Source organism: Rhodospira trueperi, from assembly GCF_900101965.1.
Classification (GTDB): Bacteria; Pseudomonadota; Alphaproteobacteria; order Rhodospirillales; family Rhodospirillaceae; genus Rhodospira; species Rhodospira trueperi.
Map to the genome: position 1 here is coordinate 486686 of NZ_FNAP01000001.1, position 20601 is coordinate 507286.

Consider the following 20601-nt stretch of genomic DNA (forward strand, 5'->3'; position numbering starts at 1 on the left):
GACGGCATGAAGCTGGCCCCTGCCCTTCCTCGTGGCCCTGTGGCGCGGGTCAGCCTGTTCTACGCCACGATGTTCACCGGCATCGGCGTCATGATGCCGTTCTGGCCGGCGTGGCTGGAAACGCGGGGCCTGGGCGCCGTGGAAATCGGTCTGGTCATGGCCGCCAGCCAGTGGTCGAAGGTCCTGACCAACCCGGTTGTTTCCAGCCGCGTGGATCAGACCGGCGCCCGGCGCGGGACCATGGTGGGGTTGGCTCTGGCCAGCCTGATTGGCTTCGCCCTGCTGACCCCGTTGTCGGGGTTCTGGCCCATCTTTCTGCTGGCCGTGCCGGCGACGGCATGCATGGCGGCCCTTCTACCGCTCGCTGAATCCGTGGCCATGGGCGTCGCTCAGGGCACAGGGGCCGACTATGGCCGCATGCGGCTGTGGGGTTCTCTGACCTTCATCGTCGCGGCGGTCACCGCCGGCGCGCTGCTGGAGGTGGTTCCGGTAACCGTGCTGGTCCCGGTCGCCATTCTCTCCGCCCTGGCGCTGACCGCCGTCAGCGCCGCCCGGTTGCCGCCCGACGAGCGACGCTCGTCTGTCGCCGGCCAGTCGGGGCCATGGCCGGGCCACGGATTGTGGTCCTTGTTGAAAGAGCCGCGCTTCGCGCTGTTCCTGGCGTGCGTCGGCCTGTCCCAGGCCAGTCACGCGCCGTACTACGGCTTCGCGACGCTGCATTGGCGCGCCGCCGGTCTGTCGGACCCCACCATCGGCCTGTTGTGGGCGCTGGGGGTGATCGTCGAGATCGCCCTGTTCGCCGTCGGCAACCGCGCGCTGGCGCGGCTCGGCCCCATGGGACTGTTGCTGATCGCGGGGGCCGGCGGGCTGCTGCGCTGGAGCGTGCTGGCGATCACGACGGACCCGGCCGCGCTGTTCGCCGTGCAGGGGTTGCACGCCCTGACCTACGCCGCCGGACACCTGGGCGCCATGCACTTCATCGCCCGCGCGGTGCCGCCCGGATATGCCGTGCGGGCACAGGGGCTCTATTCCGCCCTGGCCATGGGCGCCCTGTTGGGGCTGGCCATGATTGCCTCCGGCTGGCTGTACGAGGTCATCGGCGGCCCCGTGTTCCTGCTGGGCACGGTCCTGTGCGCGGGGTCGCTGGTCGCCGGCCTGGCCTTGGCGCGGCGGTGGGACGGAGCGGTTCTTTGGACACGATGACGCGCCCGGATCACGGCCCCAGACTGTAACCGCGCTCGTCGGTCACGAGCAGGCGCGGCTCGCGCGGGTCCGCCTCGATCTTGCGCCGCAGGCGGTGAATGTGCGTTTCCAGCGTGTGCGTGGTCACCCCGTCGGCGTAGCCCCAGACCTCAGCCAACAGGGCCTCGCGGCTGACCGGCAAAGGGGCATCGTACAGGCACGCCAGAATGGCCGCCTCCTTTTCCGTCAGGGCCAACACCTGACCGCTTGCCCGCTCCACCAGGGTCCGTCCCGCCGGGTCGCACACATAGGGTCCGAGCGTGAAACCGGTGCCCGGTGCGCCAAGCGTGGTCGCCTGGATCCGTTCGGTCAGCGCGTTCCGCAACAGCGTCACCAGAACCCCCAATCGCACCGGCCGATTCGTGCTGACCACACCCGCCGGCCAGTCGCCCCGGGACGGGCCGCCCCCGGGCACCATCAGCACCACCGGCAATCCCGGACAAACCGACCGTAGGCTGGCGGCCTGAGCGCGTCCGTCCGCATCGTCCAGGGCCGACGCCACGGCGATATCCCAGGGCGGCGGTCCCTCCGGCCCGATCTCACGCATGGCATCGGACAGCGCGTCCTCGACGGACACCGCCTCCGTCACTTCGGCGATACCGGACTCATCCGTCAGGTGCGACCCAAGGTGACCGGCGAGCGCGCGACGGGGCGCCTCATCGCCGTCGATCAACAAGACCCGTGTGCCCCGTGTTCCATCGTGGAAGGGACCGGCCGATGCTTGCATCCCTGTCATGGCATCGTCTTATATCATCAATCGACGCAACACACGCCTCGGCCCTTTGTCTTAGTCCGAATGGAGGGCCTCGGCCAGCGCCCCGTTCCTTTCTCGCGTCCGGAGTACCGTTCTTCTCATGAGCGCCCAACCGCAGCCGTCGAATCCCGCGCCGACACCGCCTTCTTCGCTCACCTCGCTCGACCGCGTGGGCCGTGCCATCGCCGAACTACGCCGGGGCGCGGCCGTGGCCGTCATCGGCCCCGGCGACGCCGTGATCGCGATGACGGCAGAGGGCATGGACGGCGCCGCTCTCGCCCGCCTGTCCGTGCTGGGGGACGCCCCCCCCGCGCTTCTGGTCACGGCTCGACGGGCGGCCGTGCTGCATCTGTCGGCGCCCGGACCCGGAGCCGTGCGACTCGTCATGCCAGGGGGGCTGACGGAAGAGCGCCTGCGCCTGCTCGCCGATCCGGAGGCGAACGACACCGGTCCGGTCCCGTCCGGCTCCAGCGTCGAACCCCTTGCGGCCGGAAGCGGTGCGGGCGCCAGCGTGGCGTTGGCCAAGCTGGCCCGCCTACTGCCGGCCACGGTTACCGTGCCGTGTCCGGCCCCCGCGCTGGAGGCGGATGCGTGGGCCCGTGCCCGCGATCTGGTGGCTGTGGCCGCCGAGGACATCATGGGGTACCACGACACAGCCGCCCGCGCGCTGCGCCCGGTCGGCGAGGCACGTGTGCCCCTTGACGGCGCGGAAGACACCCGTGTGGTGGCCTTCCGTCCGGTCGATGGCGGCATTGAGCATCTGGCCATCGTCATCGGCCATCCCGATCCGGCCCAGCCGGTTCTGGCGCGCCTGCATTCAGAGTGCTTTACCGGCGACCTGCTGGGCTCCCTACGATGCGATTGTGGCGAACAGTTGCGCGGCGCGATCGCGGCCATCGCCGCCGAAGGTGCCGGCGCCCTGCTTTATCTGGCCCAGGAAGGGCGCGGCATCGGACTGGTCAACAAGCTGCGCGCCTATTGCCTTCAGGACAGCGGACTGGACACGGTGGACGCCAACGAACAGCTTGGCTTCGACGACGATGAGCGGTTGTACTCGCCCGCGGCCGAAATCTTGCGCCAACTCGGCTTCCAGCGCGTGCGTCTGATGACGAACAACCCACGCAAGGTGGCTGCCCTGGCGCGCCACCGGATCGAGGTCGTGGAACGCGTGCCGCACAGTTTTCCGGCCAATACGCACAATCTAGGCTACCTGCGGGCCAAGGCCCGGCGCAGCGGTCATCTGTTCTGAGACGCGCCGCGGGCGGAACACGAACCAAAACACCCAAAAAAAAGGGGCCGGGAGCACCTGAGGGTGCGCCCGGCCAAGGCGATGGAGAGAGAGAAGCAGAAGACCCAAGCCCCCGACGTTATCGGGATCAACCGGTCCTCTTCGGAACGACGGTCACACACTGATCAACCGCCCGATATCTACACATGATGCCCCACCATGTCTGCGGCAAGGCGTGGCCAAGGAAAGAATGTGGCAGGCTTCGCTTCCCGAACCCGTCACAGGGCGATGGATCGCCTCCCGCCTTCCATGATAGGCTGATGTTCGTGACCCCAGGAGGTTTCTACCATGCCCATGCCCGCCTCGCGTATCGGCGACAATCATGTCTGCCCCTTGGTGACCGGCGTGGTGCCCCACGTCGGTGGTCCGATCATCACCGGCGCGCCCACCACGCTGATCGGCGGCATGCCGGCCGCGCGCGTGTCGGACATGTGCACCTGCGTGGGTCCGCCCGACACCATTGCGTCTGGATCCCCGACCGTTTTGATCAGCGGCATGCCGGCGGCCCGCATTACCAGCAACACCGCCCATGGAGGTGTCGTGGTCGTGGGCTTTCCCACGGTGCTTGTCTGACGGCGACAGCGAGCCAATCGCCTCCTCCTTAATATATCTTGACCGACTCTCGGCCGCCCGCCACTATCCCTTGATAGGTTGAAGGCGTGCGCCCTGAGCTTTCGCGTCGCCGCCGGAGTAGGGGGCCGCAGCATCCCTATGTTATCAGACCGGTTGAGGCAGAAAGCCCAATATACTGATTTCGGCGCTTTTCCTGCCCCGTGTCGCTCGCAACATTTTGAAACAATGATTGATTTGCGCAGCGACAGTGGTCCGTCTAACTCTTGATCATGAAAAGGCGAACGTCCGGCTGGGGATTTTTCGGTTATCAGCGCTCTTGGGACGTTCACTGCCGTGCACCGTGTCAGACCGTCAAGGACCCGTGATCATGATGGACACCACCCCGAACACCTCCCTGACCGTCGACCCGGGGCTTGACAGCTTCGGTTTCACCGACGAGTGGGCCGGTGTGACCGCGTGGCGTAATGGCGGCGCCGTTGACGGCACGACCCGCCGCGATTCGCTGACCGCCACGCCGCAGCGGACTGTGGCTGAGCCGATCACCATCAGCGGGGTCGGTCTGCATTCCGGCCTTCCGGTTTCGGTGACGCTCCGGCCGGCCGGCGCGGATAGCGGGCTCTGGATCCGCCGGTCCGACATCACGGATCGCGATCCGATGATCCCTGCCCGCTGGGACCATGTGGTCGATACCCGACTGTGCACCGTTCTGGGCAATCAGGCCGGTGTGACGGTCTCCACGGTGGAGCACTTGATGGCGGCTCTGGCCGGCCTGGGCTTGGACAACGTGGAACTGGTCGTTGACGGCCCCGAGTTCCCCGTCATGGACGGCTCGTCGGCCGCGTTTATTGCGCCAATCCTTGGCGCGGGCACCCGCGATCTGGCCGCGCCGCGCCGGGTCGTAAGGGTTCTGGATACGGTCACCGTCCAGGACGGCGAGAGCGAGGCCACTCTGCGCCCGGCACCGCGCGGCCTGACGATTGACGCGGCCATCGATTTCGCCAGCGCCGCCATTGGCCGCCAGCATCGTGTGGTCACGGTCACGCCTGAGACCTTCCGCCGCGAACTCGCCGATGCCCGGACCTTCGGATTCCGGCACGAGGTCGACGGGCTGCGCAGCATGGGACTGGCCCAGGGCGGCTCGCTGGAGAATGCCGTGGTGGTGGACGGCGACACCGTGATGAACCCCGAGGGGCTGCGTCATCCCGACGAGTTCGTGCGTCACAAGGCCCTGGACGCGCTGGGCGATCTGTTCCTGGCCGGTCACTCGATGGTCGCGGTCTACAGTGCCTCCCGCCCCAGCCACCGGCTCAACAACATGCTGTTGCGCGCCTTGTTCGCGCGACCCGACGCGTGGCGGATCGAGCCGGCTATGGTCGCGGCTTCGGACGTCCTCACCGATGCGGCGGATCGTCGTCTGGCATAACGACATCGTCGGCCATATTACAAAACACATTCGGTGGCCCGCTTGTAAAGGTGGTGTGATTTTCACCACCGACAAGACATGACGAGAGCGGTGTTATCCTCATTTGACTCTTTCTTCCCTTCTCTAATATTAGGCAGAATCCTGCGGCCGTTTTTTTCATTATCGCCGACGGCATTGCTGTACCATCTTGACAGGATACCCGACCGCGCGCACAGTTCCGGGGTATAGTCGGCGCGCCGGAGCGTGCCTGCACGACAATGGACAGGTCAGTCATGAACCAAGTCGCCACCGTGCCCCAGAAGCAGTCCGGGACGGGGACTGCTGTCGCCCGGGTTTCCGCCGAACAGGTCTTTGTCACCATCTACGTCCATGGCCAGTTGTTTGGCATTCCGGTCGAGCGGGTTCAGGACATCCTGATCCCGGAGAAGGTCGCCCGCATCCCGCTGGCGCCTGTTGAGGTGGCCGGGGCCATCAACCTGCGGGGACGGATTGTCACGGTCATCGAGGTCCGCAAGCGGCTCGGTCTGCCCGCGCCCAAGGACCCGAAAAAGAACGTGATGTGCGTCACCGTCGAGCAGGGAAATGAACTCTACAGCATGATGGTCGATTCCGTCGGTAATGTGCACAGCCTGTCCCTCGACGCCATTGAACCCAACCCCTCCACCCTGGACCCGCGCTGGCGCAGCGTCTCCCAGGGCGTCGTCCGCCTTGAGGGAGAATTGATGGTCGTCATGGACGTGGATGCCTTCCTGAAGTTTGAGTGACCGCAGTCTGAATGCCCCGGGGGTTTCGCCACCGGGGCGGAACTGCGTCACAAGGATCAGCAGAACATGCAGGAGAAGGCGTTCCAGGACTTCTATCCGGACGATGTCAGCCATTGTTATGGCTGCGGTCGATTGAATGAGCACGGTCATCAGTTGAAAAGTTTCTGGGACGGCGACGAGACCGTGGCGCATTTCACGCCGGAGCCGCATCACACGGCCATCCCCGGATACGTCTATGGGGGACTGATCGCATCCCTGGTGGACTGCCACGGCACGGGAACGGCGTCGGCGGCAGCCTACAACGCGGAAGGGCGGGCCATGGGAAGCGAGCCACCGCTTCGATTCGTCACCGGCTCGCTGCATGTGGACTTTCTGCGCCCCACCCCGATGGGCGGCCCGCTTGAGGTGCGCGGGCAAATCGAATCCCTTGGCGAGCGCAAGATCGTGGTCGCCATTTCGGTCTCGGCCCAGGGCCAGGTCTGCGCGCGCGGCCGGGTGGTGGCGGTGCGCATGCCGCACACCATGGCCGCCGCGCCCGGATAGGGGCGGCGCTTCAGGCGCCCTGGGATGATGACCGCCCGTCCGCCTCTGGCTGAGTTGGCTCCGTGCGCGACAGCACCTCGGCATTGATGATCCCCAGCAGGTCGGAGGCGGAGATCCCCATCCGCAGAGGGACCGGCACGTTGAACACCACGGAGCCCGGCTCCGCCATGGCCATCGTGCGCGCCTTCTCCAGCGCGTCCCCCATCTGACGGTGAGAGCCGAAGCCCGCGTCGGCCGCCGCGAGGAGGCCGTGCAGGCCCCAGTCCAGGACTCCGCCCTTGCGGCTGCGCGACAGCATGCGCGAGATGGAGAACAGGAACCGGCCGACCGATCCCATCCGGTCCATATGTTGATCGGCGTTGCGGACCACGAACCCAACGTCCTCAATCGCCATGCCGGACTGCCGAACTGTCTGAATCCAGGCCGGCCCGATATCCCGCCACGGCAGGACGATCCCGATGTGGGACATGTAAAGCCCGTCCCCGGAGATTTCCAGCAGTCCGCGCCGGGCTCCCCGAACCAGCGCGTAGAGCAGAATGCTCAGACACACGCCGAAAAAAACAAACCCGAAAGCGCCGATCATCTGTTCCAGCGCGCCGCCTTCCTCCATGGCGATGACGGAGCCCAGCATCAGGAACCCGCCCCCGCCCCACAACAAGGCATGAAACCGCAGCCCCGCGTGAATCCGGATCGGTTCACTCAAACCCCGGCTCCTGTACTGTTCGACAGGTGTCATCCGCCTTTCCCCCTTTCACCGGTCACCGCCCGCCCATGCCGATGACCAGTGTGCCCCGATGACGCCGACGAGGAAAGCGGATCGCTCGGGATTTGCGCTAATCCTCCAGCCTGTCGAGCATGTCCTGGGTGATGAGGGTTACTCCGCCCTTGGTGTGGACGAATCGGCGGGCGTCCTCCTCGGGGTCCTCGCCGACAACGAGACCGGCCGGAATGCGCACCCCGGCGGCGACGACAGCCTTGCTCAGCCGCACGTGGCGACCGATGTCCACCTCAGGCAGCAGAACGCATTGATCAACCGACGAGTACGAGTTGACCCGCACGTCATGGAACAGCAGCGAGCCGCGCACCGCACCGCCGGAGACGATGCAGCCCGCCGACAGCACGGAATCGACGGCCATGCCGCGCCGGTCATCCTCGTCAAAGACGAACTTGGCGCCCGGGCGCTGCACCATGTGAGTCCAGATCGGCCACGCCGGATCGTACAGGTCCAGATCGGGCGTCACGGCCACCAAGTCCAAGTTCGCCGCCCAGTACGCATCCACTGTGCCGACATCACGCCAGTACGGTTCGTCGTTGGCATGCGGCGGATAGACACAGCTCTCCTGAAAACGATGCGCCACCATGCGGGCCCGGCCCAGCAGCGCGGGCAGAATGTTCTTGCCGAAGTCCCGGGACGAGTTGGGATCGCGCGCATCCTCCTCCAGCACGGACACAAGGAAATCCGCATTGAACAGATAGATTCCCATGCTGGCGAAGGCTTTATCGGGCTGGCCCGGAATGCTCGGCGGATCGGCGGGCTTTTCGAGAAAGCCGGTGATGGTGTCGTTGTCGTCGACATCCACCACGCCGAACGCCGTGGCATCCATGCGCGGCACCTCGATGCAGGCCACCGAAACGTCGGCGTGCGCGCGCAGATGAGAGGCCATCATCTTTGAGTAGTCCTGGCGGTACACATGGTCCCCTGCCAGAACGAGGATATGATCGGCGCCGTGGGCACGAATCTGTTCGATGTTCTGATACACGGCATCCGCCGTGCCCTGGTACCAGGCGGCGGAAGCGGTCTGCTGCTGGGCCGGCCACAGTTCCACGAACTCCCCGACTTCGGCCCGGAAAAAGCCCCAGCCGCGCTGAATGTGGTGGATCAACGTATGCGCCTTGTACTGGGTCAACACGCAAATACGGCGCAGGCCGGAGTTGATGCAGTTCGACAGCGGGAAGTCCACGATGCGGTACTTGCCGCCAAACGGCACCGCCGGTTTGCTTTCCTTGTCGGTAAGGTCAAGCAATCTGGACCCACGACCACCGGCGAGCACCAGCGCCAGAGTCCCGCGCATCGCCCGATTGACATCGTTGGCGAAAGCGAGCTCATCCGCGATCGCGTGGCCATACCGCGACGATGGCCCGCCCGTGTGGTCTGTCATTCAGTCCGCTCCTCTTCCATGCCGTGACCGTTTGCCGGGTCCCGTCAACCCGTTGTCGGGACAATTACATGACCTTGCCAGTCAATCAATGAACGGAATGTGACGGTGCGCAAATGCGGAAACTCTCGGTACGATCCGGACCAAAACCCCACCATTCGCGCCGCGAGGCTTTGCTTCGCGGTCGCGGAAGGGTAATGTCCCGCCCACATTGCCACAGACACCGGGAAACCCTTTCATGCGTGTCCTTTTCGTGACATCGGAAGCGCATCCGCTGGTCAAGACGGGCGGCTTGGCCGATGTCGCGGGCGCCCTGCCCCTGGCCCTTGGTCGCCTGGGCGTGGATGCCCGTATCCTGATGCCGGCCTATGCCGGTCTGCTCGACCGCGTCGAGGTGACGGGGCCGGCGTTGAACCTGGGCGACGTCCTGCCCAATGTGCGCGCCCGACTGATCCCCGCGCGTGACCCAGAGGGCAGTCGCTCGCTTCTGCTTGTGGACTGCCCGGCTCTGTTCGAGCGCCCCGGCGGTCCTTATCTCGACGAGCACGGCCACGACTGGCCGGACAACTTCCTGCGTTTCGGCCTGCTGGGACGAGTCGGCGCCATGGTCGGCGCCCAGGGTGCCCTGCCCGACTGGACACCGGACGTGGTCCACGCCAGCGACTGGCAGGCGGGCCTGACCCCGGCCTATCTGCGGTTGTTGGGCGCGCGGCGGCCAGCCACCGTCTTCACCGTCCACAACCTGCATTATCAGGGGATTTTCGGCCGCGAGGTTCTGCCGATGCTGGGCCTGCCGGACTCGATGTTCTCCATCGAGGGTCTGGAGTTTTACGGCCACGTCTCGTACCTGAAGGCCGGTCTGTATTACAGCCGCTTCCTGACCACCGTCAGCCCGACCTACGCGCGCGAAATCCAGACGCAGATGGGCGGCGAGGGTCTTCACGGACTCTTGTCGAACCGCGCGCCAACCCTTCAGGGGATTCTAAACGGCGTCGATATGGACGACTGGAATCCGGCGTCGGACCCCCATATCGCCGCGCCCTTCAGCGCCGAGGATCTTTCCGGCAAGGCCGTATGCAAGGCGGCCCTGCAAAGGGAGATGGGACTGGCCGAGCGGCCGGACGCGCCACTTTTCGGCGTTGTCAGCCGATTCGTGGAACAGAAAGGGATTGACTTGGCCCTGTCGGTGATCTCCACCATCGTGGACAGCGGCGGGCAGATCGTGATTCTCGGCTCCGGCGACCCGGGCCTTGAATGGCACGTCCGGGGCGCCGCCGGCGCACTGCCGGGCTCCGTTGCGGCGCACATTGGATACGACGAAGGGCTGTCGCACCGCATCCAGGCCGGGTGCGATGCCCTGCTGGTGCCGTCGCGCTTCGAGCCCTGCGGCCTGACCCAGCTCTACGCCATGCGCTACGGGACAGTGCCCGTGGTCCGCCGTACGGGCGGGTTGGCCGACACCGTGACCGATGTGGACGAGGCCCGAGGCGGGACCGGGCTGGTGTTCGATCATCCCGACCCCGGCGACCTGATCCAGGCCGTCCACCGGGCCGTCGCGCTGTATCAGGACTCCGAAGCCTGGCGCGCCACCATGTTGACCGGCATGGGCCTGGACCACAGTTGGGACAGAGTCGCGCGAGAATATCTTGGCCTTTACGGCGAAGTCATCCACGCTGACTAAAACACCGGCCACCCCAGGCCGGATGACGGCCCGATCCGCCCCCGCGATGCCATCGACACGAGGACGCCCACCCATGGACGAGTTGGTGAAGGAAGCTCTTGAGGACGATTTCCGCGTCAATCTGGAGGACGCCGAGAACATCAAGCGCGCCCTGATCGCCTACATGGTGCGGGTCGTGGGCCATGACCCCCGCTCGGCGGGCCCGCGCCAGTGGTTCCTGGCGCTCGCGCATGTGATTAAGGGCATCCTGTCGGAACGCGGCATGAAGACCAGCCGGGCCCAGTACGGGGATGATACGCGGCGGGTCTACTACCTTTCGATGGAGTTCCTCACCGGCCGGCGGTTGATGAAACATCTGCTCGACCTGGGGCTTGAGGCCAACGTGCGCACGGCGCTGGAGGCGCTCGGGCAGGATCTCGATGTCCTCGCCGAGGAGGAGCCCGATCCCGCCCTGGGAAATGGCGGTTTGGGGCGCTTGGCTGCCTGCTTTCTCGATTCCCTGGCGACGCACGGCTATCCGGGATACGGCTACGGAATCCGCTACGAGTTCGGCATGTTCTCCCAGACCATTGAGGACGGCCAGCAGGTGGAGCACCCGGACAACTGGCTACGCCGGGGTAACGCTTGGGAGTTCGTTCGCCACAACGTGGTCTACCCCGTTCGTTTCCATGGCCGGATCGCGTGCTTCCGCGACGAGACGGGACGCGAACGCTGCGAATGGGTGGATACGGACGATGTCCACGCCGTCGCCTACGACCTCAAGGTGACCGGCTACGACAGCCCTGTCATCTCCAATCTAAGACTGTGGTCGGCCCGCGCGACCACCGACTTCGACCTCAGATTCTTTAACGAAGGCAACTACATCGAGGCGGTCAAGGACAAGACGACGTCGGAAACTCTCTCCAAGGTGCTCTACCCCATGGACACCACCGTCCTGGGTCAGGAACTGCGCCTCAAGCAGGAGTACTTTTTCGTTTCCGCCTCGCTGCAGGACATCCTTGCCCGGTATCTGCGGGTTCACGAAGACCTGAGCCGTCTGCACACCAAGGTGGCCATTCAGCTCAACGACACCCATCCGGCCCTGGCCGTTCCCGAGCTTATGCGCCTGCTGGTGGACATCCACGGCCTGGACTGGGAAGAGGCCTGGAAGGTCACCCGGGAGACATTCTCCTACACCAACCACACGCTGTTGCCGGAGGCTCTGGAGACCTGGCCCATCGGCATGCTGGAGCACGTGCTGCCCCGCCACCTGGAAATCATCTACCTGATCAACCACGACCACCTGCAACAGGTCCGCTTCCGCTTCCCCGGCGAAATGGAGGTGCTGCGGCGCATGTCCCTGGTGGACGAGGACACCCAACGCATCCGCATGGCCCATCTGGCCATCGTCGGCAGCAGCAAGGTCAATGGTGTCGCGGCCCTGCACACCCGGTTGCTGCGCGAGACCGTGTTTCCAGAGTTCGATGAGATGTATCCGGGCAAGTTCGTCAACGTCACCAACGGGGTCACCCAACGCCGTTGGCTGCTGCAATGCAATCCGATGCTGTCGGACCTGATCACGGAGGCCGTTGGCCCGGCGTGGAAAACCGATCTCACGGCCCTACACGACCTGGAGCCCCTGGTCGAGGACGCCGCGTTCCGTGAACGGTTCATCGCCATCAAGGTGGCCAACAAGCAACGCCTCGCTGAACACCTGGAGGCCGAGACCGGCGTCGCGACCGACGCCGAAAGCCTGTTCGACGTGCAGGTCAAGCGCATCCACGAATACAAGCGCCAGCTCTTGAATGTCCTTCATGTCGTGCATCGCTACAGGCAGTTGCGCGAAGGCCTCGTGACGGATGCGGTGCCGCGCACGGTCTTCATCGGGGGCAAGGCGGCGCCCGGCTACTACCTCGCCAAGCAGATCATCCGGCTCATCGGCGACGTGGCTCTGACGGTCAACAATGACCCGCAGGTGAACGACCGTCTGAAAGTCGTCTTCCTGCCCAACTACAACGTCTCAAACGCCGAGATCACCATTCCGGGGGCCAACCTGTCAGAGCAGATCTCCACTGCGGGCACCGAGGCCTCCGGCACCGGCAACATGAAATTCGCGCTCAACGGCGCCCTAACCATCGGCACGCTCGACGGCGCCAACATCGAGATCAAGGACGAAGTTGGCGACGACAACATCTTCATCTTCGGCCTGACCACCGAGCAGGTGGCCGAGACTAAGCGCAAAGGCTACAACCCCTGGAAGGTCGTCGAGCAGGACGCGGATCTGCGGCAGGTTCTGGACATGATCACGTCGGGCTATTTTAACCCGCAGCAGACCAACCGCTACCAGGCCATCCGCGACACGCTGTTCGATGGAGGCGATCACTTCATGGTGCTGGCGGACTTCCGCGCCTATGTCGACGCCCAGGCCCGGGTCGATGACCTGTTCCGCGACCCCGACGCCTGGGCGCGAAAGGCCATCCTGAACGTCGCCCGCATGGGGTACTTCTCGTCCGACCGCTCCATCCACACCTATGCCCGTGACATCTGGAACGTGGCGCCCATGGAGATCTGACCACGCCTCTCCCCGATCACGCGAGGGCGGCCACGATGAGGCGGCCGCCGGACAGCAGCAGGCCGGCCATGATCAGGCGCCGGAACATCTGCTCGTTCAGGCGCTGGCGCAGGGTCTTTCCCACTGGATAACCGGCCAGGAGAACCGGCGCCATGGCCAGGGACGCCAGCGCCAGCGGAAGGGTCAACAGGGCGGTGCCACCGAAGGCGATCAGCATGAAGACGTTGGTGATCGACCACAGCGTGCCGATGGTGGCCACATAGGTTGCCCGGTCCAGACGTAGCGCCGTCATGTACATGATGATCGGCGGACCGAAGATCGTTGTGGTCCCGGCCAGCAGGCCGCTGATCGCCCCCAGCACGGCGCCGGCCAGTTTCTCCTGACGCGGTTGCAGGTGCAGCCGAGGCAGGCGTTCCCCAAACAGCGAAAACGTGATGATGACCACACCCAGAATCAGGAACAGGGGTTGGGTCGGAATCCAGGCTAGCACCACCGCCCCTACCCCGACGCACACTGCCTTTGTCAGCAGCAGCGGCCAGAATCGCGCCAGAATCTCGCGCACTCGCCCGCCCTCGCGCATCATGGCCAGATTGCCGGCGAAGGACGGCAGAACCGTCAGCGCGATGGCCTCCTTGACCGGCAGCGCTAGGGTCAGGATCGACAGGATCACGATGGGCACACCGAACCCGATGGCGCCCTTGATGACCCCGGCCAGGGCCATAGCGACCACCAGTACCACCCATTGGGTCGCGGAGTAGGCCGGCAGGGGCATCAGATCCCAGGGGCTCATGACCGCGTCTCTTGGGGGCGCGCCCTCAAGATCAGCGCGGTTCCGGCAACGGCGAACACGCCGGCGGCGGCGAAGGTCACGGCATATCCTCCCAGCACCGGCACGAGAGCCGAGAACAGCGCCGGCCCGACCGCCACGCCACCGAAGGTGAAGAACAGCGCGCCGCCCGTGGCGCTGCCCACCTGCCCCGCCGGGCACAGCCGCGTCACCTCGGCCAGGAAGACTCCATTCCAGCCGATGGCAGAGGCTCCGAAGACCGTCAGCCCAGCCACAATCGCCCACAACGGCCAGTCCGGCGTCATCAGGCCCGTCAGCAGGGCGCACGCCAGCGAGATCCCCCCGATCAAGGCCAGGGTCAGCAGTCCGCCCCCCAACCGGTCGGCCAGCCAGCCCCAGAACACGCGCCCGAGCGCGCCGGCCACCTGCACCACGGAGGCCACCGCTCCGGCCAGCACCAGCGAACGCCCCAGTTCTTCCACCAGCAAGGTCACCAGAAACGTGCTCAGGCAGAGTTGCAGGGCCGCAAAACAGAAGGTCATCAACGCCAGCGCCCGCAGCGGCGGGTGCCGCCAGACCACGCCCAGGCCAGCCAGAGGCGTGCCCTCGCGCCGCGCGCCGGGACGGCGGTCATCGTCCCACGCCGCCCGAACCAACTGCAACAGGACGGCCAGGATCAGCGCCAAAGCCGCCGTCACCAGCAGGCCAGCCCGCCACCCGAACGCCAGCCCCACGGCCGGAAGCATCAACCCCGCGACCACACCGCCCAGCGGTACGCCCGTCTGTTTGAGCGAGAAGATCAGATTGCGCCGCCCGGCCGGCGTGAACCGGAACAGCACATGGGACGAGGCGGGATTGGTCATCCCGTACCCCCAACCGATGGCCAACGAGGCCACGGCAAGGGTCCACAGTCCGCCGGAGGCACCCAGCGCACATCCCACGCCGCAGAACAGCAGAGCAAACTGACTGGTGCGCCCGGCGCCATGGCGCACCACGAGCCCACCCGCCAGCACCGCCGACACCGCCCCGGCGAGGTAGACCAGACTCATCTGATAGCCCACCGTCTGGGCCGGAACCCCAAGCGTGCGGGTGATCTCCGGCCCGAGGGTTGCCACGGTCAGCATCGCCAGCGTCACCAGAACCTGAACCACTGTCGTGGCGACCAGAATCACGGACAGGCTGCGCCCACGCCGTATGGCGGGCGAAAGGGAAACGGTTGACACGATTGAAGCGTCCATCGGGGTCGGAACGGCCGCACAGGCTATCAGGCTCCGTTCCGCGTCGTCCACGTCCTTGCGCGCGCTGGACAACGGCGCCCGGGCGGCGTATCCACGCCTCCACCCGCCCACGTTCTCCGCCGTCCAGGATTCCCGCCATGCTCACCCAGGACTTTGAAACCGCCTGGGACACCTATCTGCGCGCCGGCCCGTGGTTTCCCGCCCCGCCTCCGCCGGTGACCCCGCGTCGGGTGGCAGGACTGGCCGAGGTGCTGGAAACAGAGGATATCGCCGCTGTGGTCCTGGACGCTTACGGCGTTCTGCACACCGGCAGCGAAGCTCTGCCGGGCGCGCGGGAGGCCATCGCCGATGTGCGTCGTCGAGGACTGCGGCTGTGTGTTCTGACCAATGACGTGACGCATGAGCCGGCGGGCGTGGCCGCCGGCCTACACCGGCGCGGCCTGGACATCCGGCCCGACGAGGTGGTCTCCGGCCGCGACCTGCTGCCGGAGGCTCTGGCTGCCGTCGGCGACGGCGCTGGTTGGGGGGTGATCGCCATCCATCCGCGCGACATCGCGGCCCGGTTCCCGGCCCTGCGGATTGTCGAGGATCTGACCGCGCATCCGCCGTCCGCCTGGGATGACCTCCAGGGGTTCGTCCTGGTGGATTGTTTCCACTGGACTCCCGACGACCTTGACGTGTTCCGGGCGATTCTGCGCCGCTGCCCTCGCCCCCTCATCATTCCCAACCCGGATGTCGCCTGCCCTTATGACGGAGAGATCACGCTGGAACCCGGCGCCTTGGGCCTCGCGGCCGTTCGGGATCATGGGGTTGACGTCCACTTCCTCGGCAAACCCTTTCCCGCCCTGTATGGACGCCTCAAGGATCGCTTTCCCGATGTCGCGGCGGAGCGCCTGTTGATGGTCGGGGACAGTCCGCACACCGACATCCTGGGGGCGCGCGGAGGGGGATTGCGCTGTCTGTTCGTGGAGAGCGGGCTGTTGGCGGGTCAGGATTCCCTCGCCCGGTTCGCCGAGAGCGACCTCTGGCCGGACTATCTGGCTGCGGGGGTTTGAGAATCGATACATAATCAATGTTCAAATGTATACTGTGCAGTCATACACCGCGACCTCATCAACGAAGAGGGCACGTTCGTATCTGGAACTCTGATCGCTGTCTGTCCCACCCAATCGTACGAGCGGGGCTTTCATGTCGTTGGAAAACATTCGTGTCAGCCGGAAAATTTGGTTTCCCACGATCATCGCCGCATTGGGACTGCTGGCCGTGGTCGCGTTCGCGGCAATGCTGGTCAGGGCCGAAATCCTGAGTGAGCGCGTCGGGCGCGTGCAATCCGTGGCGGAATCGGCGGTCAGTATCATTGCCGGGTTTCACAGCCGCGTCGAAGCCGGCGAGATTGACATGGAGACGGCGCAGACACTTGCCAAAAACGCCATTCGCGACATGCGATACAATGGCGGCGCGGAGTACGTCTTTGTTTACGACTATGAGGGCGTCAACCGGGTCATGGGACCTCGCCCGGAGTGGGAAGGCACCAACAAGCTCGACCTGACAGATTCCGACGGCAAGCGCTTGATCGCGGAGTTGATTGCGGCGGCGCGCGCTGGTGGCGGGTCTGTGTCGTACCGTTTTCCGCGCGGTGGATCGGACGTCCCCGAACCCAAGGTCTCTTGGGCCGAACCCTTCGAACCATGGCGCTGGATGGTCGGTACGGGTGTTTATGTCAGTGATGTGGACGCTGCCGCCGTCAACAAGGCGCTGCGCCTGTCTGGCGTTGCTGCTCTGGTTCTGGCCGTCGCGGCCGGCGTGGCCCTCGTCATCATTCGCGGCATTACGCGCCCCTTGTTGAACTTGACAAAGACCATGACCGCTCTGGCTCGGGGTGAGTTGGAGGCCATCGTTCCCGACCAGAACCGGCACGATGAAGTCGGCGAAATGGCCCACGCCGTCCAGGTCTTCAAGGAAAACGCGCAGGAGGTTCAACGCCTCCAAACCGAGCAGACGACCCAGGCCCGCCGCAACGAGCGCCGCGTCAAAGGCGAGATGCTGGCCTTGACCAACGCGCTCGACGAAGAGGTGCGCAGCGCCATATCCATCGTCATGCAGCAGTCCGACGCCATGCACGAGGCCGCCCTGGAAATGGCCCAATCGGTGGCGCAGACCGAACAGGGTGCCGGAGCCGCCGCGACGGCCTCCCGCAACGCGTCCGACAGCGTCGACGCCGTCGCCGCGGCCGCCGAAGAGATGGCCAGTTCCATCGCCGAAATCGGGCACCAGGTGACCAATGCTGCCGCCGTGGCCCACAGGGCGGTCGAGGAGGCCGAGACCACCAATCAACGGATCGGTGGACTCGCCGAGGCCGCCAACCAGATTGGTGATGTCGTCAACATGATCAGCGATATCGCCCAGCAGACAAACCTTCTGGCGCTGAACGCCACCATTGAGGCCGCTCGGGCCGGAGAGGCCGGAAAGGGCTTCGCGGTGGTCGCCAACGAGGTCAAGACTCTGGCCAACCAGACCGCCAAGGCCACCGAAGACATCGGTAACCAGATCGCCAGCATGCAGAGCGCGACGGATCAGGCGGTGCATGCGATTCAAGCCATCTCGACCGTCATCGAACAACTCAACGAGACCACGACGGCCATCTCGACGGCCGTCGAGCAGCAAAGCGCGGCCACAAAGGAAATCTCGCAGAACGCTCAACAGGCCGCGCACAATACGCAGGACGCCTCAGAGAACATCGATCGCGTGTCCGATAGCAGTGAAACGACCGGGGGGCACGCCCGCGAGGTTAAAGATTCGTCCGGAGAGGTGCGAAACCACATCCGTTACATGCAGAAGGCGCTCGAGCGAATCGTGCGGTCCACCAGTGACGAGGATCGCGAAAACAACATTCTTCGCACCGTCAACGTTGCCGTGACCCTGGATCTCGGCGATGGTAACGCCGTGCCCTGCCTGTTGAACGAGATCGCCTTCAGCGGCGTCGCGACCCTTGACCGTGTCCTCAAGCAGGAGCGCGGTCAGGAGTTTCGGATGACACTCCCGGACTTGGGAAACGTGACAGGCACCATTGTTGCCCACACCAACCTGTCTACCCATGTCAGGCTGGAGATCCCGGAAAACCAGACGGCATCCCTGCGGGCCGTTGTATCACGCCGGGAAAAGGCGCGGACATGAACTGTCGCGCCCGACACCCCGCCAGCGAGCATGGTTCCGTATCATGACGACACCCCGCGCACTTGTGGTCGACGACAACCGAGGCAACCGGGAGATGCTGGCCGGGTTGCTGGGGGCGCTTGACTACGATGTCGTGCCTGCCAGCGACGGCGACGAGGCCTGGGATCGTCTTGAGCGGGAAGGAAGCAGTTTCGACGTGGTGCTCCTGGACCGCCGCATGCCACGCATGGACGGTATGGAGGTGCTGGCCCGCATCAAGGCGACCCCCGCCCTAAAGGCGCTTCCCGTCATCATGCAGACGGCCGCCGACAGCGAGGCCGAGGTGATCGAGGGCATCCGGGCCGGGGCGTTTTACTATCTGACCAAACCCTACCAACCGCAGGCCCTGTTGTCCGTGACGGCCGCCGCCGTGGCCGACCATGCCCGCGTGCGCGCGCTGCAACGCGATGTTAACACGCGGGTCTCCGCGCTGTTGATGATGCGCGACGGCCGGTTCCAGTTCCGCACCATTACCGAGGCCCGCGACCTCGCAACATCCCTGGCGGCCGCGTTCCCGGACCCCCCCCGGCAGGTCATCGGCCTATCCGAGTTGATGATCAATGCCGTCGAACACGGGAACCTGGGCATCACCTACGATGAGAAAACGAGCCTTCTGGCCAGTGGACGCCTCGATGAAGAGGTGGCCGCCCGCCTCGATCAGCCCGAACACCGCGATAAGACGGTGGAGGTAAGCCTCAGGCAAGACCCCGGGCGCATTGAGGTGACGGTCGCCGACCAGGGCGCGGGATTCGATTGGCGGCGCTATCTGGAGATGGACCCTCAACGGGTCTTCGACGCCCACGGACGCGGAATCGCCTTGGCCCGCAGCATCAGCTTCGATTCCGTGACGTATCGGGGTCAGGGCAACCAAGTCACGGCCGTTGTGTTTGCGCCCGATGACCCGACGGATCGCACCTCGACGCCGAATCACGAAAAAGGGCGGTCCGGCGCCTCCCCCCTCGCGGATACTCCACCAGATCACATGCGTCTGGCATCGGTCGAGGAACGCCTGATCCACACACGCGCCGACCTCGAAGCCTATCGCGCCCGCCTCGACGAGGACCTGGGCACGGCCCGCAAGATGCAGCAGGACCTCTTGCCGGATGCCGAACTCATGACCGAGATCGAAGCCCGCCACACCGTGCGGCTGGACAGCCATTTCGAGAGCTCGTCCGAGTTGGGCGGCGACCTGTTCGGACTGCATGCAATCGATAGCCACCGGTTCGCGCTGTGGACCGTGGATTTCTCGGGACATGGTGTCGCCGCCGCCCTGAACACCTTCCGCCTGCATGCACTCCTGAGCGAATTTCCGGAGTGGATGCAGCACCCCGGGGACTATCTCAGCCTTCTCAATGCACGATTGAAGAGCCTTCTGCCGACCGGTCAGTACGCGACCGCTTTGTACGCGGTCGTCGATACCCGGGCCGACGTGCTGCGCTATGCGGCAGCGGGCGCCCCGCCCCCCGTGCTGGCCGATACCGCGACCGGCGCCACCACACAATGTGAAAGCGCCGGGGTGCCGCTCGGCATTGCCGATGGGATCCTCTATGAAACGCGCTCGGTTCCGTTCCCGCCGGGTTCTCTGCTTCTGTTATACAGCGATGCGCTGCTGGAATCCGGCTGGGAAGAGAGCCGCGCGCTGGGCCGGCAGGGGGTCCGGGACCTCGTCGGCGGGGCCATCGCCGCACGGGGCGCATCCGTCACCCTGACCGATATCCTGGACCCATTCCTGAACCGGGTGACGCGCCCACTGAGCGATGACCTGACCGCGCTGATGTGTCTGCGCCATCCACATCCAGCTTGACCGCGCGGCGCGCGGAAAGAGGTGGGCGACGGGATGGAGTTTGCTCTACGATCCGGACGCGGGCGTGCTATCACTGGGCCCCGAACGATCCTGTGAGCCCGGCGGCCCCGTTACATCGTCCGCCGTTCGCCCGCCGAGAGTATGAGAGTGGCAGGGAGCCCATGATGGAAAGCGTTGTTGAGCAATCCCCCCCGTCTGATCGCGACCGGCTCAGCCGTGTCATGGTGATCGCGGTGCACGTTCTTTACCTGTTGTGCCTGCCGTTGCTGCTGGTGCCGTTGGCGATGGCCATCCACGGCATCACCGTGTTGCCGATCTGGCTTTCCGTCGTGCCGCTCGCCCTGGGGGCCCTGTTCTCGTACTTCGTTCGCAAGAACGCGCCAGAAATGTGGCAGACGCATTTCGATCAGGCGATTCAGACGTTCTGGTCCTTCATCGTTCTGATGATGCTTGGCGTTCTATTTTACTTCGCCATGTTCATCGGGATCGTCTTCATGTTTGTGGCCTATTACATCGTAGTTCACCGCGCCATTGTCGGGATCGGCCGAGCTCTCAAGTGGTCCGGCGTCGATCATTGAGCCGGT

General features: G+C 65.3%; 17 protein-coding genes. 12 read left to right on the top strand and 5 right to left on the bottom strand.

Annotated elements, in window-relative coordinates:
• Positions 1 to 6: 6 nt before the first annotated feature.
• Positions 7 to 1203, top strand: a complete 1197-nt coding sequence (locus BLS85_RS02240; RefSeq protein WP_176793273.1) for an MFS transporter — start codon at positions 7 to 9, stop codon at positions 1201 to 1203.
• A gap of 10 nt (positions 1204 to 1213) precedes the next feature.
• On the opposite strand, the gene BLS85_RS02245 is transcribed toward BLS85_RS02240, so the two are convergent.
• Complete coding sequence (locus tag BLS85_RS02245) at positions 1214 to 1978, bottom strand: response regulator transcription factor (RefSeq protein WP_143027061.1); 765 nt, start codon at positions 1976 to 1978, stop codon at positions 1214 to 1216.
• Positions 1979 to 2096: 118 nt separating this feature from the next.
• Between BLS85_RS02245 and ribA the strand changes: the two genes are divergently transcribed.
• The 5 genes from ribA (at position 2097) to BLS85_RS02270 (ending at position 6587) form a co-directional block, all read left to right on the top strand.
• Positions 2097 to 3245, top strand: a complete 1149-nt coding sequence (gene ribA, locus BLS85_RS02250) for a GTP cyclohydrolase II (protein WP_092781413.1) — start codon at positions 2097 to 2099, stop codon at positions 3243 to 3245.
• Positions 3246 to 3572: 327 nt separating this feature from the next.
• A complete protein-coding gene (locus tag BLS85_RS02255) occupies positions 3573 to 3857 on the top strand; it encodes a PAAR domain-containing protein (RefSeq protein WP_092781416.1) in 285 nt (94 codons plus the stop codon).
• Between the two features lie 367 nt (positions 3858 to 4224).
• Positions 4225 to 5280 (top strand): UDP-3-O-acyl-N-acetylglucosamine deacetylase, encoded by a 1056-nt coding sequence (lpxC, locus tag BLS85_RS02260; protein WP_245699043.1) that lies wholly within the window; start codon positions 4225 to 4227, stop codon positions 5278 to 5280.
• 272 nt (positions 5281 to 5552) lie between these two features.
• Positions 5553 to 6044 carry a chemotaxis protein CheW gene (locus tag BLS85_RS02265; protein WP_092781419.1) on the top strand — a complete coding sequence of 164 codons (492 nt, stop codon included), beginning with the start codon at positions 5553 to 5555 and terminating at the stop codon, positions 6042 to 6044.
• A 66-nt stretch (positions 6045 to 6110) separates the two neighbouring features.
• Positions 6111 to 6587 carry a PaaI family thioesterase gene (locus BLS85_RS02270; protein WP_092781422.1) on the top strand — a complete coding sequence of 159 codons (477 nt, stop codon included), beginning with the start codon at positions 6111 to 6113 and terminating at the stop codon, positions 6585 to 6587.
• Between the two features lie 10 nt (positions 6588 to 6597).
• Here the strand turns inward: BLS85_RS02270 and BLS85_RS02275 are convergent, their stop codons facing one another.
• A complete protein-coding gene (locus tag BLS85_RS02275) occupies positions 6598 to 7290 on the bottom strand; it encodes a hypothetical protein (RefSeq protein ID WP_092781425.1) in 693 nt (230 codons plus the stop codon).
• 130 nt (positions 7291 to 7420) lie between these two features.
• Positions 7421 to 8746, bottom strand: coding sequence for a glucose-1-phosphate adenylyltransferase (gene glgC, locus BLS85_RS02280; protein WP_092781428.1), 1326 nt, complete (start codon positions 8744 to 8746; stop codon positions 7421 to 7423).
• 235 nt (positions 8747 to 8981) lie between these two features.
• On the opposite strand from glgC, the gene glgA reads away from it, so the two are divergent.
• Together glgA and BLS85_RS02290 are read left to right on the top strand one after the other, a co-directional pair.
• On the top strand, positions 8982 to 10424 hold the full coding sequence (glgA, locus tag BLS85_RS02285) for a glycogen synthase GlgA (protein ID WP_092781431.1): 1443 nt from the start codon (positions 8982 to 8984) through the stop codon (positions 10422 to 10424).
• A 73-nt stretch (positions 10425 to 10497) separates the two neighbouring features.
• A complete protein-coding gene (locus BLS85_RS02290) occupies positions 10498 to 12975 on the top strand; it encodes a glycogen/starch/alpha-glucan phosphorylase (protein WP_092781434.1) in 2478 nt (825 codons plus the stop codon).
• Positions 12976 to 12991: 16 nt separating this feature from the next.
• On the opposite strand, the gene BLS85_RS02295 is transcribed toward BLS85_RS02290, so the two are convergent.
• Both BLS85_RS02295 and BLS85_RS02300 read right to left on the bottom strand, forming a co-directional pair.
• A complete protein-coding gene (locus tag BLS85_RS02295; protein WP_092781437.1) occupies positions 12992 to 13765 on the bottom strand; it encodes a sulfite exporter TauE/SafE family protein in 774 nt (257 codons plus the stop codon).
• Complete coding sequence (locus tag BLS85_RS02300; protein WP_176793275.1) at positions 13762 to 14985, bottom strand: MFS transporter; 1224 nt, start codon at positions 14983 to 14985, stop codon at positions 13762 to 13764. Before BLS85_RS02300 ends, BLS85_RS02295 begins: the two co-directional genes overlap by 4 nt.
• Positions 14986 to 15137: 152 nt before the next feature.
• Here BLS85_RS02300 and BLS85_RS02305 point away from each other — a divergent pair, with 152 nt between their 5' ends.
• The 4 genes from BLS85_RS02305 (at position 15138) to BLS85_RS02320 (ending at position 20595) form a co-directional block, all read left to right on the top strand.
• Positions 15138 to 16055 carry an HAD-IIA family hydrolase gene (locus tag BLS85_RS02305; RefSeq protein WP_092781443.1) on the top strand — a complete coding sequence of 306 codons (918 nt, stop codon included), beginning with the start codon at positions 15138 to 15140 and terminating at the stop codon, positions 16053 to 16055.
• Positions 16056 to 16188: 133 nt separating this feature from the next.
• A complete protein-coding gene (locus BLS85_RS02310) occupies positions 16189 to 18174 on the top strand; it encodes a methyl-accepting chemotaxis protein (protein WP_092781445.1) in 1986 nt (661 codons plus the stop codon).
• A gap of 43 nt (positions 18175 to 18217) precedes the next feature.
• On the top strand, positions 18218 to 20017 hold the full coding sequence (locus tag BLS85_RS18990; protein ID WP_176793277.1) for a SpoIIE family protein phosphatase: 1800 nt from the start codon (positions 18218 to 18220) through the stop codon (positions 20015 to 20017).
• Positions 20018 to 20178: 161 nt separating this feature from the next.
• The gene (locus BLS85_RS02320; protein WP_092781448.1) at positions 20179 to 20595 is read left to right on the top strand and encodes a hypothetical protein; all 417 of its coding nucleotides are present in this window, start codon (positions 20179 to 20181) and stop codon (positions 20593 to 20595) included.
• Positions 20596 to 20601 lie beyond the last annotated feature (6 nt).

What these genes read in the sequence shown, in the direction of transcription:
- BLS85_RS02240 (WP_176793273.1), top strand. Translation starts at nt 7, where the DNA reads ATGAAGCTGGCCCCTGCCCTTCCTCGTGGCCCTGTGGCGCGGGTCAGC.
- BLS85_RS02245 (WP_143027061.1), bottom strand. Translation starts at nt 1,978, where the DNA reads ATGACAGGGATGCAAGCATCGGCCGGTCCCTTCCACGATGGAACACGG.
- ribA (WP_092781413.1), top strand. Translation starts at nt 2,097, where the DNA reads ATGAGCGCCCAACCGCAGCCGTCGAATCCCGCGCCGACACCGCCTTCT.
- BLS85_RS02255 (WP_092781416.1), top strand. Translation starts at nt 3,573, where the DNA reads ATGCCCATGCCCGCCTCGCGTATCGGCGACAATCATGTCTGCCCCTTG.
- lpxC (WP_245699043.1), top strand. Translation starts at nt 4,225, where the DNA reads ATGATGGACACCACCCCGAACACCTCCCTGACCGTCGACCCGGGGCTT.
- BLS85_RS02265 (WP_092781419.1), top strand. Translation starts at nt 5,553, where the DNA reads ATGAACCAAGTCGCCACCGTGCCCCAGAAGCAGTCCGGGACGGGGACT.
- BLS85_RS02270 (WP_092781422.1), top strand. Translation starts at nt 6,111, where the DNA reads ATGCAGGAGAAGGCGTTCCAGGACTTCTATCCGGACGATGTCAGCCAT.
- glgC (WP_092781428.1), bottom strand. Translation starts at nt 8,746, where the DNA reads ATGACAGACCACACGGGCGGGCCATCGTCGCGGTATGGCCACGCGATC.
- glgA (WP_092781431.1), top strand. Translation starts at nt 8,982, where the DNA reads ATGCGTGTCCTTTTCGTGACATCGGAAGCGCATCCGCTGGTCAAGACG.
- BLS85_RS02290 (WP_092781434.1), top strand. Translation starts at nt 10,498, where the DNA reads ATGGACGAGTTGGTGAAGGAAGCTCTTGAGGACGATTTCCGCGTCAAT.
- BLS85_RS02295 (WP_092781437.1), bottom strand. Translation starts at nt 13,765, where the DNA reads ATGAGCCCCTGGGATCTGATGCCCCTGCCGGCCTACTCCGCGACCCAA.
- BLS85_RS02305 (WP_092781443.1), top strand. Translation starts at nt 15,138, where the DNA reads ATGCTCACCCAGGACTTTGAAACCGCCTGGGACACCTATCTGCGCGCC.
- BLS85_RS02310 (WP_092781445.1), top strand. Translation starts at nt 16,189, where the DNA reads ATGTCGTTGGAAAACATTCGTGTCAGCCGGAAAATTTGGTTTCCCACG.
- BLS85_RS18990 (WP_176793277.1), top strand. Translation starts at nt 18,218, where the DNA reads ATGACGACACCCCGCGCACTTGTGGTCGACGACAACCGAGGCAACCGG.
- BLS85_RS02320 (WP_092781448.1), top strand. Translation starts at nt 20,179, where the DNA reads ATGATGGAAAGCGTTGTTGAGCAATCCCCCCCGTCTGATCGCGACCGG.